This is a genomic window from Photorhabdus sp. RM71S (genome assembly GCF_042879355.1).
In the GTDB taxonomy this organism is placed as follows: Bacteria; Pseudomonadota; Gammaproteobacteria; order Enterobacterales; family Enterobacteriaceae; genus Photorhabdus; species Photorhabdus kayaii.
Genome location: NZ_JBHFKV010000004.1, coordinates 101812 through 117602 on the forward strand (window position 1 = coordinate 101812; position 15791 = coordinate 117602).

Consider the following 15791-nt stretch of genomic DNA (forward strand, 5'->3'; position numbering starts at 1 on the left):
CACTAATAAACCGGATTTAACCAATGTGAGAATTTATCTATTCTACCTCTGATTATTTCTTGATAATCTTTGGCAATAACATTGGCTATAGAATCTTCTTTTTGTATATATGACACATTGTCTATTTGTGACACAATTGATATTTCAAGGCCAGTGCCTGTTAAAAAACAGCCATCTGCTTCATAGAGATCCTTTTGTTGAATTTCTGACTCAATACAGGGAATATTGCGGAATTTACAAATATCGAAAACAGATTGTCTGGTTATTCCATTAAGAATGCCAGCGCTAAGCGATGGTGTAATAACGCAATTATCTTTTACAATAAAAACATTTGATGTACTTGCTTCTGCGCACATGCCTTGTTCATTCAGCATGATAGCATCATCAAATCCGTTTTCTTTGGCATCTTCATGAGCAAGTGCGGAATTAACATAAGTGCCGGTAATTTTGGCAGATGATGGAATTGCCGCATTTGATACACGTCGCCATTTTGAAATAAGACATTTAAACGCTGCTTTTTTGGCATAAGCCCCCATAGGTAAAGCGTTAATACAGAGGGTTGAATTTACACCACTTAGCTTAACGCCAAATTTCTCACCCGGCATTAACGACTTTTTAAGCGCTAATGGCCTGATATAAATATCTTGTTTGAAACCATTTTTAATGATGATATTTTTAGTAATATCGGTTAACTCCTGACTGGTATAGGGCAATTCAATTTTTAATGTTTTAGCTGATTGAATTAACCGTTCATAGTGCTCATGCACTCTAAATAGATTAAGTTGGTTATTGTCTTGATCCCAATAAGCCCGGATTCCCTCAAATGTACCGGTGCCATAATTTAACGCTTGTGTATTGGCAAGAAAGGTCGCATTGCTAAAATTGAGATATTCCCCGTCTAGAAATACGATCCAATCTTTATTAACCGGGCTAACGATATTGTTTGTCATTTAGTGGCCCTCTTGTTCATGATCTCTAAAGCCGAATTTCGCTCAATATTGTTGGTATCATCTCTCAGATCATGGATCCGTGCTGCTTTCCAACTTACCATTGCTGCGGTTCCAATAAGTCCACCGACATCTCCTACATGGATGTCGACATTCATATTGAATTTGGATTCCATTTTTTGCTTTATCTTACTAATGAGTGACGCATCATTTAATTCGTCACTCGGCTCTAAAGTGATCTTGAGCTCATCTGTACCGGCTGTGTTGTTGATTTCAATAAAGTATTCAAAACAATATTCGAGTTCTTCAAAGATGGCATTTTCAATATCAAAAGCATACACATTGGCATTGTTTAATACTAATACATCTTTTACCCGGCCGATGGGTTCTATTTCCCATTGATTTAAGCCTATTGCTTTACACCGAACCATATCCCCTGTTTTGTATCGAATCAGAGGTTTATTCCCTTTATATAAATGGGTAATCACTAATTCACCAGCAACGTGATTATCGCCAACATTGAGTTTTTGCTGAGTAAAAGGGCAAATGAGTTCGTAATAATTGTTGTATGGAATAGTAATAAGCTTATTGGTATTGTCACAAGCCGCCAGAATTGACGTTTCTTGTGAGGCATACATACAGTTGTAAATTTTAGCGCCCCAATTCCGAGATAAGTTTCTTAATCTATTGGGGGTAATAAGTTCGCCAAGCACCAAAATGATCTCGATACCTAATTCTTTTGCATCACATGCATTGTTCCGACAATATTTTAGCAACTCAGCGGCGACCGCAGGTGTGCAAACTAAGGCGGTTATTTTGAGGTCTTGTATCAGCCTGAGTACTCTGTGCATACCAACAACGGGCGAACGAGGCCACATTTTGATAACGGTATGCCCTAAACTGCGAAATACATCTTCAAATGTATCTCCAGTGGAGTGCAATTCCGTTGGACCCATCACGCCAATAATGTGTTGTTTGCCTTCTTGATTGAAAATAGACTCATATTGCAGAGTCAGAAAACTGTTATTAACTAAAGAGTCTATTTCATTGCGAGGACAAGGTGTTGATGGCCCAGTCGTCCCTGTGGTTTCATAATATATCCAAGCGTTACTTAGGCTATCTGAAGATATCGTGTTTCCCGCCTTACTTAGATCTGATTTTGTAGTAAAGGGAAGTTTTTCAATCAATGAGGATAAATTTTCATCATCATTTGGGTTTATTGCGTCTAGACGATCTTGATAGAAAGCTGACCCATTTTTCGTATAATTTATGATTTCTTTTAATTTTTCGTATTGTATTTTTTCCAATGCGGAGATATTTATCTCGCCAGACAGATATTTTTTTAACTCGGTAAGGTATTTCATACCTAATTCATGAAGTTCATTTCTAAAAATGGAATACATATATATTACCTGGTTATTTATAAAGTGGTAAGTTGCCAGTGATTTTATTGATATCTTTCTTTGGTCCAACTATGCCAATTCCAGATAACTTCAATTCATCCGAATGTTCAGCAGATAATTTTCCTTCGTATTCCTCATATGTTCTGCATGATTGCGCTAAACAGGAAAAAGGACTCAATTTAAAATTATCGTTAGATTTTAATTCATTATGAATAGCGGCCAGTACATCATGACTAGCTTTCAAAACAGGCAAAGGCGTTTTAATGACACCGGGATAACAAATGCTATCTTTACTAAAGACATCGTGTCCTACAATCCCGTTGATATTTCTACCAATTGAAACACTAATGACGCTCAGTGCATTCATGGCTAACCCAAGTGGCAGACTATCAGCGATAACGACGACACTTTTATGTAGGTTTTCGTCAAATTCCATACGACTTTCCTATTAACTGAGTGAAATTTATCAACTTATTTATATCGATAATAATATCCGAGACTGTCCATGTACTTATTTCTTTCCATAGTACCACGCCTTTTATATGATCGGGATGATGCATGTATATGTCCAGGTCTTCGTAACTTTCAAAGTAACCAATTAAACTAAAGTCAACTGATTGCTTTCTGTCTACCGTACTGCGACCACAAAACCATCCTTTTATTTCACTTATCTCATTTATATGATTTAAAGTCACCTTCTCTGCTAATATAGCCTTTTCACTATCCCAGCTTATTCCATCCTTGAAGGTAAATAAGACTTGGTGTGCAATTAAGTTATTTTTGCCCAACATAATTTACCTCATAATTAATGATTTTGAGTTATAATAACCTATAGAAACGATCTGATTTATACCTAATATTAGCGCATGCCTGATTTAGTTTTTTTGATTTGCGTCTAATTTAAATAGCACATTGCATTTATAGCAGTCAACTATTTCCCTATGGTAATAATTTAAAAAAGAGTGGGAATATTGTGGTTCTGACAATGATAAGAAAGCTGTTATGGCTTGCCTTTGGCTTATAAAAAACAAGCTCAATTTGATTGCGCTTACGCCTTGAAAATATATTTTGTCGCCTTGTGTTCTACCGTATTTTGAGTATTTGTTTTTTAACATGTTAACCGATCCTTATATTGTTTGGAGACAGGTTATTTTGGATATTTTATCTTCCACTGCTGCCAGACGATCAGGCTATTTTACGACCAGTGGCTATTTTCTAATAGGTAGCAAAGATAATAAAACATTTTGTTGTTATTTCTGATTTGTCAGTAAATGACCAGTTTTTTTGATGTTGAAAATAACTCGCTCATCGGCTGTATTTTGATAAGAAACTACAGCAATTCAGAGGATTCGAGGCAGTAGTCTTGCATTAATGGGCTTTCAAGCCATGGTATGTCGTTGAGCATGTCACTAATGATGAGTGTTTTGGTGATATTTTTAAATCATCTATTATTTATGCTTGATTGTTTGCAATGGGTTGTAATATACTGCGCTCGCTTTCGGGGGCTAGCCCTGAAACACGCCGGCTTAGCTCAGTTGGTAGAGCAACTGACTTGTAATCAGTAGGTCACCAGTTCGACTCCGGTAGCCGGCACCAAATCAAATAAGAAGCCGTTATCTTTTCAGAAGATAACGGCTTTTTTCTTGCTTGATAGTAGATGATGCTGTTTATATATCCAGTTAATTCTGCTATTTTCCAGTACAATTTCCCGCTAAAACGAGTTTCTGAATTCATGGCATGGTTAAATTTACTGTCAGGCTGGTCGAAATAAAACCATGTAGCTAGAAATATAGGATGGCAAATTTTTAGATAATACGGATTTATTTTCGCTGGTAAAAACTAACAGAAAAAAATATTAGCGTTTGGGATATCTGTTTTCCAGACATGAAAAAATATTTGCTATAGGTGTGTATCCATCTATTCGTCTGGCGAGAGCTGAAAATAAGATGGGATAGGGTGAGTAGGAAATAGCAGAAGATATTGATGTTGTAAAAGTGTATCAGATAAAAGCAATTTCGGCTCAGAAGAATATTTTTGCTAACTATCTACTGAAGAGTGTGAGTTTAAAAATCACATTGGTTAGAAGCGGATATATCTGACAGTGTTAAAACTTTTCACGTAGATATTTACCTGATAATCGGTAATTTATCGTTAGCAACATTAATTCTGTGGATATCTTAAATGTTTTGCTTGATCTGCTGGCGATATTGCGAATAGGGTTGTTGCGATCTCACATTTGCACCAGTTTCGTTGTCCATCACCTTGTAAACAGGCCGATTTCAGTGTCTTCGGCATAGGTGTTGACACCATTCTTAATCGGCATTTTATGACGGATTTCAACGTCGATCAAAAATATTTTTTACATTCAAATATCCATGAGATAAAAAATCTGTGCTATTTTTTATTTAATGAATTTTTCATCTCATAATAAAAAGGGGGTGTTATGTTGCTTGAAAACTTTTGATAAATAATAAAGAACATGCGTGTTGCTTTAGGTGCTAAGCGTTTTAAAGGAAGGTACATTAGAGGATTAAATGAAGATTATAAATTTGTATAATAAATACGTAGATGAGGAAGAAGAGCACTTTATGGTCATCCGTATTAATAACGATATTTATGTGTTTTCCTCTGAAACTAAGCTTGGTCAAGAATAGGGGTTATTTACTATTTGTATTTAATAGACTAAGTAAACAGATGTATTTAAACGATGTAGTTACGTAACAGAGAAACACAAAAATAGAGAATGGGAAATTTGTTATAATGCCAAATGCATGGATGCATGAGACCATCATGAAAATAATTTTTACTACTATTTGTTACTAAAAGTTAAGGTCAAAATATATGCGCAATATTCAACAAGTTTTAGAGTGTTGGGGCGGTTGGGTTGATGATGCCACTGGTGTTAATTGGCCACCGATCGCTGCTGGATTTAAAGGTCTGATTGCGTCAACTCGTTCATTACGTCCTTCATGCTGTGATAACGATGGCTTGATCATTGATGCTTGTATCGCAAAGTTGCAGACGGTAGATAAATCTGAAGAAATTGAAGTTTTATTTATGTACTACGCTTTAAGGCTTTCCAAACGATCCATCGCGCGTTTAATTAAAGTACCTGATATTGAAGTCCGTTCCCGGTTGCAAAAGGGAGAAAGTTTTGTTCAGGGATGTTTGGCTATGCTTGATATTAAGTTAGAAATGGATGATGAAGTACAAAAACATAAAAAGCTTGCGCGTACGCAAAAAGCTATGGTAGTGTACTAATTAGTTAAAGTTGCGAATAAGCCCCGATAGAAATGAAATATAGAAATATCGGGGCTTTTTTCATTCGGATATTGCAGGTAATGAGGGGAAATTAGGATTTAAGCCATTAAATTCGGTTTAAAAAATTCCTGTTATCCAATGAACTCTATTTAGTACGAGTGAACCTTAAGTATCTTCTATTGTACTCTGATAAATAAGTGAAAATTTAAATCATTATTGTCGAAGGTCGCACTGTGTTGCGGCCTTTTTCGTATTTGCCGTCGCGAATCGCTTACGCATATTTTTTACCTTTTTCGCGGTCGGTATCCCTATTAAATCAATCATAACTCGGTGTTGAGAACTAAGTTTCCATAAGAACTAGTCCTCAATGCAGGGCTTGGTTTACCCAAGCACAGGGTGAGTTATTGCTGTTTGATGGAGGTATTTTTGATGAGCAACGGTAGTGATAAAGCGGGTTGGTTAACACCTGTCACGCCTGGGCCTGAGTACGATGATGAGCTGGAGCACATACTGAGTCGTTGGCTGGGAGGTGTTTCTGGTTTGCCTGACGATAAAGTGCGTTCTCGATGGACATCAGCACAACTGCCCCAGTTACCGGCAGATGATGACGGGTGTGATTTTGACATAACGGATTTTATTGCGGATGCCTCGCCGGCTTTTGAGAACCAGACTGATGAAGGAACCAAGTTATGGCGTCATGAGGAGATTGTGTGCTTGATTTCCTTTTATGGCCCGAACAGCCAACGGCACGGCGCCCGTTTTCGTGATGGAGTGGCGGTCAGTCAGAACAATGACGAATTGGAACGTTTCGGTCTTTCAGTCGACAAACTCAGCCGGCTGACTTCGTTACCGGAACTTATCAATAACCAGAGGGTGCGTCGTTATGACATGACGATCACCTTGCGGCGAAAAGTGGTGCGTGAATACGGTGTTAAATCACTGGTGGAAGCGCCTGTCAAATTCTTAGGAGATTAAATTATGCAGGGTTTACCTGTTTCAAACATTATCAATGTCACGTTGAATATGGCTCCTCATGCGGCTCAATCCCGGAACTTTGGTGCGTTACTGATCATTGGCGCAAGCAACGTGATCAACCCTCAAGAACGTTTACGCCGGTATTCGGATATCGATGGTGTCGGTGCTGATTTTGGACTGACTTCACCAGAATATCAGGCCGCAGCGCTTTATTATTCCCAGTCGCCACGTCCTGTTGATTTATATATTGGTCGGTGGGCTAAGGACAATGTGGTCTCCTCTTTACAAGGGGCAGTATTGACTAAACAGCAGCAAGTTATTAGCAAATTTACTGCTGTCGCCGAGGGTTCTTTTAAGTTGACGATTAACGGTAAAGAAACGGTATACAACGGCATCGATTTGAGTAAAGAGACCAATCTTAATGGCGTGGCCCAACGGATAGCGGATAAGTTAAAAGATTGTTCAGTCACATATGATAGTTCTTCTTCGCGTTTCGCTATTATGTCGAATTCTGTAGGGGCGGTTGGCTATGTTTCACCGGCAACGACGGGAACTTATATTGGTGATTTATTAAAACTGGACGAAATATCGGGTGCTACCGCTATCGAATCTACCAAAGCAGAAACCATTGCCGAGGCGGTGGCAGCATTGGGATCGGTATCCAGTGGCTGGTATGGGTTGGTTATCGCTGATGACTCTCTGACGGATGAAGATATTCTCTCTGTTGCTGATTACATTGAATCCGCATCTGTTTCCCGTATCTATGGGCATACAGTGCAAAAAGCAGACGTATTGGATGCTGACGTTAAGACCGACATTGGTACAAAATTGAAAGGGAGGAACTATCAACGCACACTTTGGCAATATTCAACCGGTAAATCCTACACGGTTGCTTCGCTGTTGGGCCGTATGTTTACCGTCAATTTCAACGGCAATAACACCACCATAACCTTGAAATTTAAACAGGAACCCGCTGTAACCGCAGAAAACCTCACGGCAACGCAAGCCAATGCGTTGAAAAAGAAAAATGGCAACGTTTTTGTTAAATACAACAACGATACGGCCATTATTCAGGAAGGTGTCATGGCGAATGGGGATTTCATTGATGAGCGCCACGGTCTGGATTGGTTGCAGAACTACGTTCAGAATAATCTTTATAACCTGCTTTACACCAGTACTAGCAAGATCCCACAGACTGATGAAGGTGTGACACGGCTAATTACCAATGTTGAGCAGTCACTGGCTCAAGCGGCGACAAATGGATTAATCGCTCATGGTGTATGGGGCGGCGATCCGATTGGTGCGCTGGATACTGGCGCAACATTAACCAAAGGTTACTACGTCTACGCACCGCCAATTGCAACGCAGGCCCAGGCTGATCGGGAAGCTCGAAAAGCGCCGGTTATTCAGTGCGCAATTAAATTAGCAGGCGCTGTTCACTACGCTGATGTCATTATTAATGTAAACAGATAAGGGTTGAAAATGGCTACATATTCTTTTCTTGATGTTTCCGCTTCTATTACGGGAGTCGGTGGCTCTTTTGATCTTGGTAACGGTGCCGCGCTCTCGGATGAGGGGATTACAGTCACCATGTCGGAGAGTAAAAACACCATGACCACTGGCGCAGACGGAGAAGTCATGCATTCATTGCATGCAACCAAGTCTGGAACCATGACGGTTAATTTACTTAAGACCAGTCCGGTAAATGCTAAACTGAATGCGATGCTCAGTACGCAATCACTTTCATCTGCGGCATGGGGTAATAACGTGATTGTTATTCGCAATAAGCAAAGTAATGACATTGCTGTTGCACGTTCCGTCGCTTTTCAGAAACAGCCTGATTTGCAGAATAGCAAAGCTGGTAATACCGTTGCCTGGGTATTTGATTGTGGAAAAATCGACATCATGTTAGGCACATTCTGACCAGCTTACTTCACAACCATTTAAATCACCGTCAAATCTACCGGAGCATTTGTCCGCATTTTCAACATCGGACTTATGCTGCGGTAGTTTGAATGAGCTTGAGGATAAGTGATCATGGAATTTGAAATTGATGGCAAAAAATATCGCAGTGGTAAATTAAACGCTTTTCAGCAACAGGATTTAGCGGTGGCTTTGGCGCCGGCTATTCCGGCACTTGGGCCGCTGATGAAAAAGATCGTGACAGCTAAAAGTGATGATGGGATAGCGGGCTTTGAAGAAGTGCTCCCTTATTTGGTGGAATCCATCAGCGCATTAGGAAAATCCAACCGGCATGAAATTAATGATATTTGCTTATCCGTTGTTTCTCGTGAACAAAATGGTATCTGGAGTCGGATTTATGAATCTGATGGGCAGGTATTGATGTTCGATGACATCAACGGCTTCGAACTGTTGAAAATTGTCGGTTTTATTATCCGAGACTCATTGGGAAATTTTTTTCCCGCCCCATTAGAGAGCGCAATGTAATCCCAGGACAAGCCAGTTTAAATTTTGAAACCCTCCCGAAAGGGCGTGATTATCTATTACGCCCGGTCATTGCGGGCATGTGCCGTTATGAATCGTTGAAAAACAGCATCCTTGATCTGGCTGATATTGCATTGATGAACGATGCCCTTGATGTTAAATCGGAAAATGAGGCCATGATAGAGAGGTGGCGAAATGAGCAGTAATGCTGAAATAATTAAAGATTTCCTGGTATCACTTAAGTTTGATGTTGATGAAGTAGGGCAGCGTAAATTTATGGCTGTTACTGCCGAAATCACGTCTAGTATTCTCAAAATGAGGGCGGAAATTGAAGAAGCCACATTAGCGGTGGTTAATTTTATCACTCAAGCCGCTAATGGGCTGGACAAACTTTGCGGACAGTTGCAAAAAACAGATGCAACAATTGAAAAAATTAAATCTATTAATAGTGGTGTCAGCCTAGTTGTGGGAAGCGTAGAGACATTTCTGCCGTGTATTGATGTTCAATCCCATGCTACAAATGGTCGCCATTCTAATACTGCTTCCTTGGTCGCATCGATGGGTGAGCAGTTATTAAAAATACCAATGGATTGTACTAATCAAAATACCAGCACACTTGATAGTGATGACATATTTAATTCCATTGAGGAATTAGTCAAATGGTTAGACAAAGGAGAAATTTCTGCGAAAGGTTTATTGGCGACATTGAATGAATTGTGGAAATTTACAGGAAGAAAAATTGTTCTGGGAGTATTATTTGATTTTAATAGTCGATTAAATGCATTACAGGAAGAAGCAAAGAAAAATCACGAAACAATAGCTGAAACATTGTCACGGCGGAAAAGAGAATATGATGCAAATAAAAAACCACTGATAACATATGATCAACTTAATAATTGGATGTCAACACATGGGATTTATATTGCTTCTGACCTGACTCCATTTTTCAGCAAAGATAAATATGAAAAATACCAAGAACAAATTGATGATAAGAAAACGATAATCGACAAAGAACATAGCCAGAAAGTTGCTGATATTTCCAGTAAAGTATCAGAACGATCAAGTAAAACGAAGAAGAAACGAAAGCATAAGCAATTAAATAAAGATCATCTTAAGGCTGGCATTGTTGAGCATCACGATGCTCCTAAGGAGTTAAATACTCCAGTTAATCCGCCAACGAATATCTTTAATAGTGAGCTTACAGCCGCAAAGCTAAAAAGATTAAAGTCTTCGCGAGGAGTACGGAATAACAATCCATTAAATATGAACTTTGTACATCAGACAGGAGCGGTACCTGAAGATAACCCAAAACCCAGATTTGCTAAGTATCCAGATGCATTCAGTGGATTAAGGGCTACTGCTCACCAGTTGAGTCGTTATTTTCATGGTAAAACTACAGGAACAAAGCTACAGACTATTGCAAGTATTGTTCCGGTATGGGCACCAAAGAAAGATCATAATAAAACCAAACAGTACATTGCCAATGTATCTAAAATGATGGGAGTTTCTAAGGATACGGTCCTTGATCTCACTGATCCTGATGTGATGCAACGGCTGATTGATAGCATGATGATAGTGGAAAGTGGTGGTAATCCCTATTCACCAGAATTTATCAGGTCAGCGATTATGGCAGAGCTACAGCCAGCGAATAAACCGCCAAAGCGGGCTGGACATTTAAATCATGTGGTTCATTCTTTGCGAAATATGTCCATTGATCACCGAATGATCAATGGTGCGGTGACAAATATCAATAATATGGTGAATCATCAGGAATTTACTCCCGCTTTATTATATCGTGCGCCAATATCTGCCAGCAATAATATGCCGGGAATAGGAGAAGTAAATTATCATATTGAGATTAATGGCGTTGAATCTCCCAAAGAAACGGCGAGACTGACCGGAGAAACGATAGAACGCACTCACAGTATGCTCCTTCGAAATATGCAAACACAGGTGAGATAACAATGGATATATTATCAGTCATGTTTTCTCAGCAAAAGAGAAAAATAGGTGTCATTGTACCGAGTGTCATTATTTCAGAAACACATACCGATGTATCGAATATCACCGATCATCCGGTCCAGCAGGGGGTGACATTCAGTGATCATGCTTATGACAGCCCATCGGAAGTGAGAATGGATTTAGGTTTCGCCGGTGGTGGTTCGCTGCTTGATATTATTGATACAACAAAGGTATTTGATATTTCTACCGGGCTAAACCTTGGAACCAGCCCGCGCGATATATATCAACAGTTACTTGACCTAAGGGCATCACATAAACCGTTTGATGTCGTAACGGGAAAGCGCTTATATAAAAATATGTTGATTAAAGATATCAGTGTCACAACAGATAAAACCAGTGAAAATGTTTTATCGGTAGTTTTAAACCTACGTGAAATTGTTATTGTTGAAACGTCACCGAATAAGGCCGCGCCGGCGGAAAATATGAAAAATCCTGAAGATACAGCACCTGTAGTTAATATGGGCGCCAAAGTCACGGTGAAGCCATCAATGCCAAAAATTATTCTTGATTTTATTATAGAGCGAGGTAAAAAATGGCTAGGGTTGTAGAAATTCCTTTATCACCGCAAAATCAGCAATTCGATATTCAGCTAAATGGCATTAACTATAAAATGAGATTAATGTGGCGTGATATCGCGGGTTGGATTTTGGATATTATGACGCCGGACAGTGAATTTATTGTCACAGGTTTACCGTTGGTTTTTGGGGTTGACTTACTGGAACAATATCGTCATCTTGGTTTTAACGGCTCATTAATTTTTTATGGTGATATAAATCAGGAGAAACCTTTCAGGAATAATCTTGGTAAAGAGGACAGGTTATACTTTGTAATAAGTTAACTTGATGAGAGGAAGGGTAAGATATTCTGTAATAATTTATTACATACGCCGCTTAATTGCGGTTCTTTTATTTCTATTAATTAGGTGAATTATGTCAAAACAATGGATAAGAGAATGCCACCTTATCGTTGTAGACAAAGATGGCGAAAAAGTAAATTTATCAGATCTGAAAATCACATTTAACATTAGCAGAACGGAATCTTCCAATCCTGCTACTGGTATTTTTACTATATATAACCTCAATAACGAAACTAGTAATAAATTACGTAAAAATGAATTTAAAAAGATTAAATTTGTGGCGGGTTACAAGGAGAACTCAGGACAAATATTCTCAGGCCAAATTCAGTACACGTATGTAAAAAGAGACAACGCAACGGATACTTGTGTTGTAATTCATGCAGCGGACGGGGATGAAGCACACAATTATGCGACCGTGAATACCACCATTGCGGCTGGATATTCGCAAGCAGATTTAGATCATTTGCTAATGCGTGATATTGCCAAATATGGCATTACCGCCGGTCTACGCCCTGAATTCAGTAAATCAGCATCACCCAGGGGAAAAGTACTTTTTGGCATGCACCGCAATGAAGTTTCTAATCTGGCAAAACAATGTGATGCTAATTGGCGCTATGAAGATAACAAACTACACATTGTACCCAAAAATAAATACTTAACTGAAGCCATTGTCCTTACATCAAAAACAGGCCTTATCGGTATGCCTGAACAAACTATTGGCTCAGGTATTAACGTTACATGCTTAATTAATCCGAATATCCGCCCCGGGACATTAATCCGACTGGATAACCGTTCAATCAAACCGGTTGATCCGGCGACTAAACAAGCTGCTCAATCTGGTGATCATAAGGATGCAAAAGCACAACCGGCAATGTTGGATGCTGATGGTGATTACATTGTCTTCAATGTGGAGTATTCCGGCAATACCCGCGAAACAGAGTGGTACATGACAATAATGTGTATCGCCAAGAGCGATCATACTTTGCTGAATCAATCAACTCACAATAAGGATAAGGCAGAGAGCGAATGATAAATACTGACGAACGACTCAATAGACCTGAAGCGGTCTTTTTTGCTATGCAAGAAGTCATTAGCGCCGGATTGTATGTCTCCTTGCCTTGCATTATTCAATCATTTAATGCTGATGCGGTAACCATCACCGCGCAACCGGCCATCAGATGGAAAATCAGGCAAAAAGATGGGGAACTGGAATCGGTATCCTTACCGCTGTTAGTGGATGTGCCGGTTATATTCCCAAGGGGCGGTGGTGTGACATTAACCTTCCCGATAAAAGCCGGTGATGAATGCCTGGTCGTATTTGCTGATCGCTGCATTGATTATTGGTGGCAATCTGGCGGTGTGCAGGAGCCGGTCGATCCCCGGCAGCACAACCTGTCTGATGGATTTGCCATTATTGGCCCACAATCCCAGCAACAAAAAATATCGGGTATCAGCACAAACGCTGCTCAGTTGAGAAGTGATGATGGAGCGGCTTATATCGAACTCGATCCCAACAGCCATAACGTCACGATTATCACATCGGCAAAACTTATTGCGACAGCCAATGGCGGTACTGAAATCACTTCACCTGACATCTTCCTAAATGGCAACGTCACCATTAACGGCAATTTATCACAGGGCATGGGCGCTGGTGGTGGCACCGCAACCATGCAAGGCCCGGTCACGGTGAGTAATGATGTGACAGCGGCAGGGATTAGCCTTAAAAACCATGTACATAGTGGTGTGCAATCAGGTGGCGGTAAGACGGGGAAACCTCAATGAGATACAGAAGAGAAATTGACAACGACTATGTATTTGGTCGTGGAGAGGCGGGTTTTCTTATCAACTCACCGGAAGCGGTCGCACAGGCAGTGAAAACTCGCCTGATGTTGCGCAGTGGCGAATGGTTTCTTGATAACCGAGAGGGGACAGATTACGACGACGTGTTGGGTAAAGGCACATCGGGTTTTTATGACCTGATTATTAGACAGCGAATACTGCAAACGCCGGGTGTAGAGAGCATTACCCAATACCGTAGTGAAAGAAACCCGGAAACAAGAAAAATCACCATTACAGCCACGATTGACACGATTTATGGACAGACAGGAGTAACTGCTGATGTATGAAAGTATTATCAACACAATGTTACCTGCTATTGATAAAAATGGGATCAATGCTCCTGATTATCAAACCATCTTGAATAGCTGGAAGACGATATTCAGGGATATTTATGGGGACGATATTTACATTGAATCTGACAGTAAAGACGGTGTTTTTTTATCGCTAATAGCATACGTTATTCACGGTTGTAACAACGCAACCATTGCCTCCTATAACTCATTTAGCCCGGCAACCGCGGTGGGCGAAGGGCTTTCCCGCAATGTCAAAATCAACGGCATCACCAGAAAAAGCGCCAGTAACTCAACAGTGGATATTTTGGTTACTGGTCGAGCTGGCACCGTTATCCGTAACGCTTCTGTCCGGGATGATGCGGGAAACGCTTGGTCACTACCGGATGAAGTCATTATAGATACACACGGGCAGGCTATTGTGACCGCGATTTGTCAAAAATCGGGTGCGATCGGCGCATTACCTCACACGGTTAATCAAATTGCTACGCCAACATTGGGCTGGCAAACCGTGACGAACCCGGTTGCGGCTACACTTGGTCGGGGAATTGAAACCGATGTAGAACTGCGAATACGGCAAGCGGTTTCCGTTGCGCTGCCTTCGAGAACTATTATAGATGGACTGATGGGAGCAATTGCCAACCTGCATGGGGTTTCACGTTACCGGGGATATGACAACGACTCGGACAAAGCGGATGAAAATGGCATACCCGCTCATAGCATTGCACTTGTCATTGATGGTGGAGACTCGAAAGAGATTGCCCGGACTATCTTAGTGAAAAAAACGCCGGGCATACCGACATTTGGCACCACCTCTGAAACGATTACCGATGATTATGGTAATAAAAAAACGATAAACTTCTATCGCCCTACACTGGTGCCAATTTACGTTGAAATACACATTAAACCCTTTATCGGATATACATCAGATATTGGCAATAATATTCGTAATGAAATATCTAACTATATAAAATCCCTTTATATTGGTGATGGAGTATATGTGACTCGTTTATTTGTACCGGCAAACTTATGCAATAAAAACGGTGGACAGACATATGAAGTATTATCTGTGATAGTGGGAAAATCAGCATCGACATTAGGAGCGGAGAACATTAACATTGCTTTTAATGAAGCGCCGACATGTTCACCTGAAAATATTAAAATAATAACGGTGATCGAATGAACAAATATATGAAATTGATTCCTGCATATCACATGGAAGGTAAAAAATATGTCAGGATGCTTGAAGCTGTGACTGATATTTTCAACCAGAATGCGTTGACAACAGACTTACTGATTAGCAGTTTTGATCTTGATAAAGCGGTTGGCAAACAGCTTGATATTATTGGTGAATGGGTAGGAAGAAATCGAATGATCCAAACTCCAATTGAATCCTATTACTTCTCCTTTGATATTACTGACTTGGGATTTGATAGTGGTCAATGGAAAGGGCGGTTTGACAGTGATAAAAGTTATATCAAACTGGATGATGATAATTATCGGGTTGTCATTAAAGCTAAAATAGGCGCAAATAACTGGGATGGAACGGCTGAGTCATTTAATAACATCCTGAGTTTTATTCATTCAAATAATGGCCTATCTGTATCTTTCGAAGATAACTTGGATATGTCATTCACTGTGACTATTAAAGGTAAATCAATCAGTACTATTACTAAAGAAATCATCCATCAGGGTTATCTCTCACTTAAACCTATGGGGATAACGGTTAATTACCATATAGTGGAGGGTTAGA

General features: G+C 39.9%; 18 protein-coding genes and 1 tRNA gene. 15 read left to right on the top strand and 4 right to left on the bottom strand.

The window, feature by feature from the left end:
• Nucleotides 1-2: 2 nt before the first annotated feature.
• From ACGF5R_RS03655 to ACGF5R_RS03670, 4 genes are read right to left on the bottom strand one after another with little or no spacing between them, the layout of a single operon-like run.
• Entirely contained in the window at nt 3-950 is a 948-nt protein-coding gene (locus ACGF5R_RS03655) for a branched-chain amino acid transaminase (protein ID WP_112877534.1), read from the bottom strand.
• Nucleotides 947-2350 carry a phenylacetate--CoA ligase family protein gene (locus tag ACGF5R_RS03660; RefSeq protein ID WP_387689805.1) on the bottom strand — a complete coding sequence of 468 codons (1404 nt, stop codon included), beginning with the start codon at nt 2348-2350 and terminating at the stop codon, nt 947-949. Before ACGF5R_RS03660 ends, ACGF5R_RS03655 begins: the two co-directional genes overlap by 4 nt.
• A gap of 13 nt (nt 2351-2363) precedes the next feature.
• Nucleotides 2364-2786, bottom strand: coding sequence for a DUF2000 domain-containing protein (locus ACGF5R_RS03665; protein WP_112877530.1), 423 nt, complete (start codon nt 2784-2786; stop codon nt 2364-2366).
• The gene (locus tag ACGF5R_RS03670; protein ID WP_112877528.1) at nt 2776-3141 is read right to left on the bottom strand and encodes a Dabb family protein; all 366 of its coding nucleotides are present in this window, start codon (nt 3139-3141) and stop codon (nt 2776-2778) included. The genes ACGF5R_RS03665 and ACGF5R_RS03670 overlap by 11 nt, the downstream gene beginning before the upstream one ends.
• A 729-nt stretch (nt 3142-3870) precedes the next feature.
• Here ACGF5R_RS03670 and ACGF5R_RS03675 point away from each other — a divergent pair.
• The 15 genes from ACGF5R_RS03675 (at nt 3871) to ACGF5R_RS03745 (ending at nt 15790) form a co-directional block, all read left to right on the top strand.
• A tRNA-Thr gene (locus tag ACGF5R_RS03675) sits at nt 3871-3946 on the top strand.
• Nucleotides 3947-5191: 1245 nt separating this feature from the next.
• Nucleotides 5192-5611, top strand: a complete 420-nt coding sequence (locus tag ACGF5R_RS03680; protein ID WP_112877524.1) for an antiterminator Q family protein — start codon at nt 5192-5194, stop codon at nt 5609-5611.
• Nucleotides 5612-6022: 411 nt separating this feature from the next.
• Nucleotides 6023-6586, top strand: coding sequence for a hypothetical protein (locus ACGF5R_RS03685; protein WP_387689807.1), 564 nt, complete (start codon nt 6023-6025; stop codon nt 6584-6586).
• Between the two features lie 3 nt (nt 6587-6589).
• Nucleotides 6590-8059: a DUF3383 domain-containing protein gene (locus ACGF5R_RS03690; RefSeq protein ID WP_387689809.1), complete on the top strand. Its 1470-nt coding sequence runs from the start codon at nt 6590-6592 to the stop codon at nt 8057-8059.
• Between the two features lie 9 nt (nt 8060-8068).
• Nucleotides 8069-8509 (top strand): DUF3277 family protein, encoded by a 441-nt coding sequence (locus ACGF5R_RS03695; RefSeq protein WP_387689811.1) that lies wholly within the window; start codon nt 8069-8071, stop codon nt 8507-8509.
• A gap of 114 nt (nt 8510-8623) precedes the next feature.
• A complete protein-coding gene (locus tag ACGF5R_RS03700) occupies nt 8624-9034 on the top strand; it encodes a phage tail assembly chaperone (RefSeq protein ID WP_387689813.1) in 411 nt (136 codons plus the stop codon).
• 77 nt (nt 9035-9111) lie between these two features.
• Entirely contained in the window at nt 9112-9237 is a 126-nt protein-coding gene (locus tag ACGF5R_RS03705; protein ID WP_250151028.1) for a DUF6889 family protein, read from the top strand.
• Nucleotides 9227-10993: a hypothetical protein gene (locus ACGF5R_RS03710; protein ID WP_387689816.1), complete on the top strand. Its 1767-nt coding sequence runs from the start codon at nt 9227-9229 to the stop codon at nt 10991-10993. Before ACGF5R_RS03705 ends, ACGF5R_RS03710 begins: the two co-directional genes overlap by 11 nt.
• 2 nt (nt 10994-10995) lie before the next feature.
• The gene (locus tag ACGF5R_RS03715) at nt 10996-11601 is read left to right on the top strand and encodes a phage baseplate protein (protein WP_112877514.1); all 606 of its coding nucleotides are present in this window, start codon (nt 10996-10998) and stop codon (nt 11599-11601) included.
• On the top strand, nt 11586-11891 hold the full coding sequence (locus ACGF5R_RS03720; RefSeq protein ID WP_112877510.1) for a phage baseplate plug protein: 306 nt from the start codon (nt 11586-11588) through the stop codon (nt 11889-11891). Before ACGF5R_RS03715 ends, ACGF5R_RS03720 begins: the two co-directional genes overlap by 16 nt.
• A 91-nt stretch (nt 11892-11982) precedes the next feature.
• Nucleotides 11983-12939, top strand: coding sequence for a phage protein (locus ACGF5R_RS03725; RefSeq protein WP_387689818.1), 957 nt, complete (start codon nt 11983-11985; stop codon nt 12937-12939).
• On the top strand, nt 12936-13691 hold the full coding sequence (locus ACGF5R_RS03730) for a phage baseplate assembly protein V (RefSeq protein WP_112877506.1): 756 nt from the start codon (nt 12936-12938) through the stop codon (nt 13689-13691). Before ACGF5R_RS03725 ends, ACGF5R_RS03730 begins: the two co-directional genes overlap by 4 nt.
• The gene (locus ACGF5R_RS03735) at nt 13688-14035 is read left to right on the top strand and encodes a hypothetical protein (RefSeq protein WP_112877504.1); all 348 of its coding nucleotides are present in this window, start codon (nt 13688-13690) and stop codon (nt 14033-14035) included. The genes ACGF5R_RS03730 and ACGF5R_RS03735 overlap by 4 nt, the downstream gene beginning before the upstream one ends.
• Nucleotides 14028-15221 (top strand): baseplate J/gp47 family protein, encoded by a 1194-nt coding sequence (locus tag ACGF5R_RS03740; protein WP_262981166.1) that lies wholly within the window; start codon nt 14028-14030, stop codon nt 15219-15221. The genes ACGF5R_RS03735 and ACGF5R_RS03740 overlap by 8 nt, the downstream gene beginning before the upstream one ends.
• Nucleotides 15218-15790 carry a DUF2612 domain-containing protein gene (locus ACGF5R_RS03745; protein ID WP_387689823.1) on the top strand — a complete coding sequence of 191 codons (573 nt, stop codon included), beginning with the start codon at nt 15218-15220 and terminating at the stop codon, nt 15788-15790. The genes ACGF5R_RS03740 and ACGF5R_RS03745 overlap by 4 nt, the downstream gene beginning before the upstream one ends.
• Nucleotide 15791: the final 1 nt, after the last annotated feature.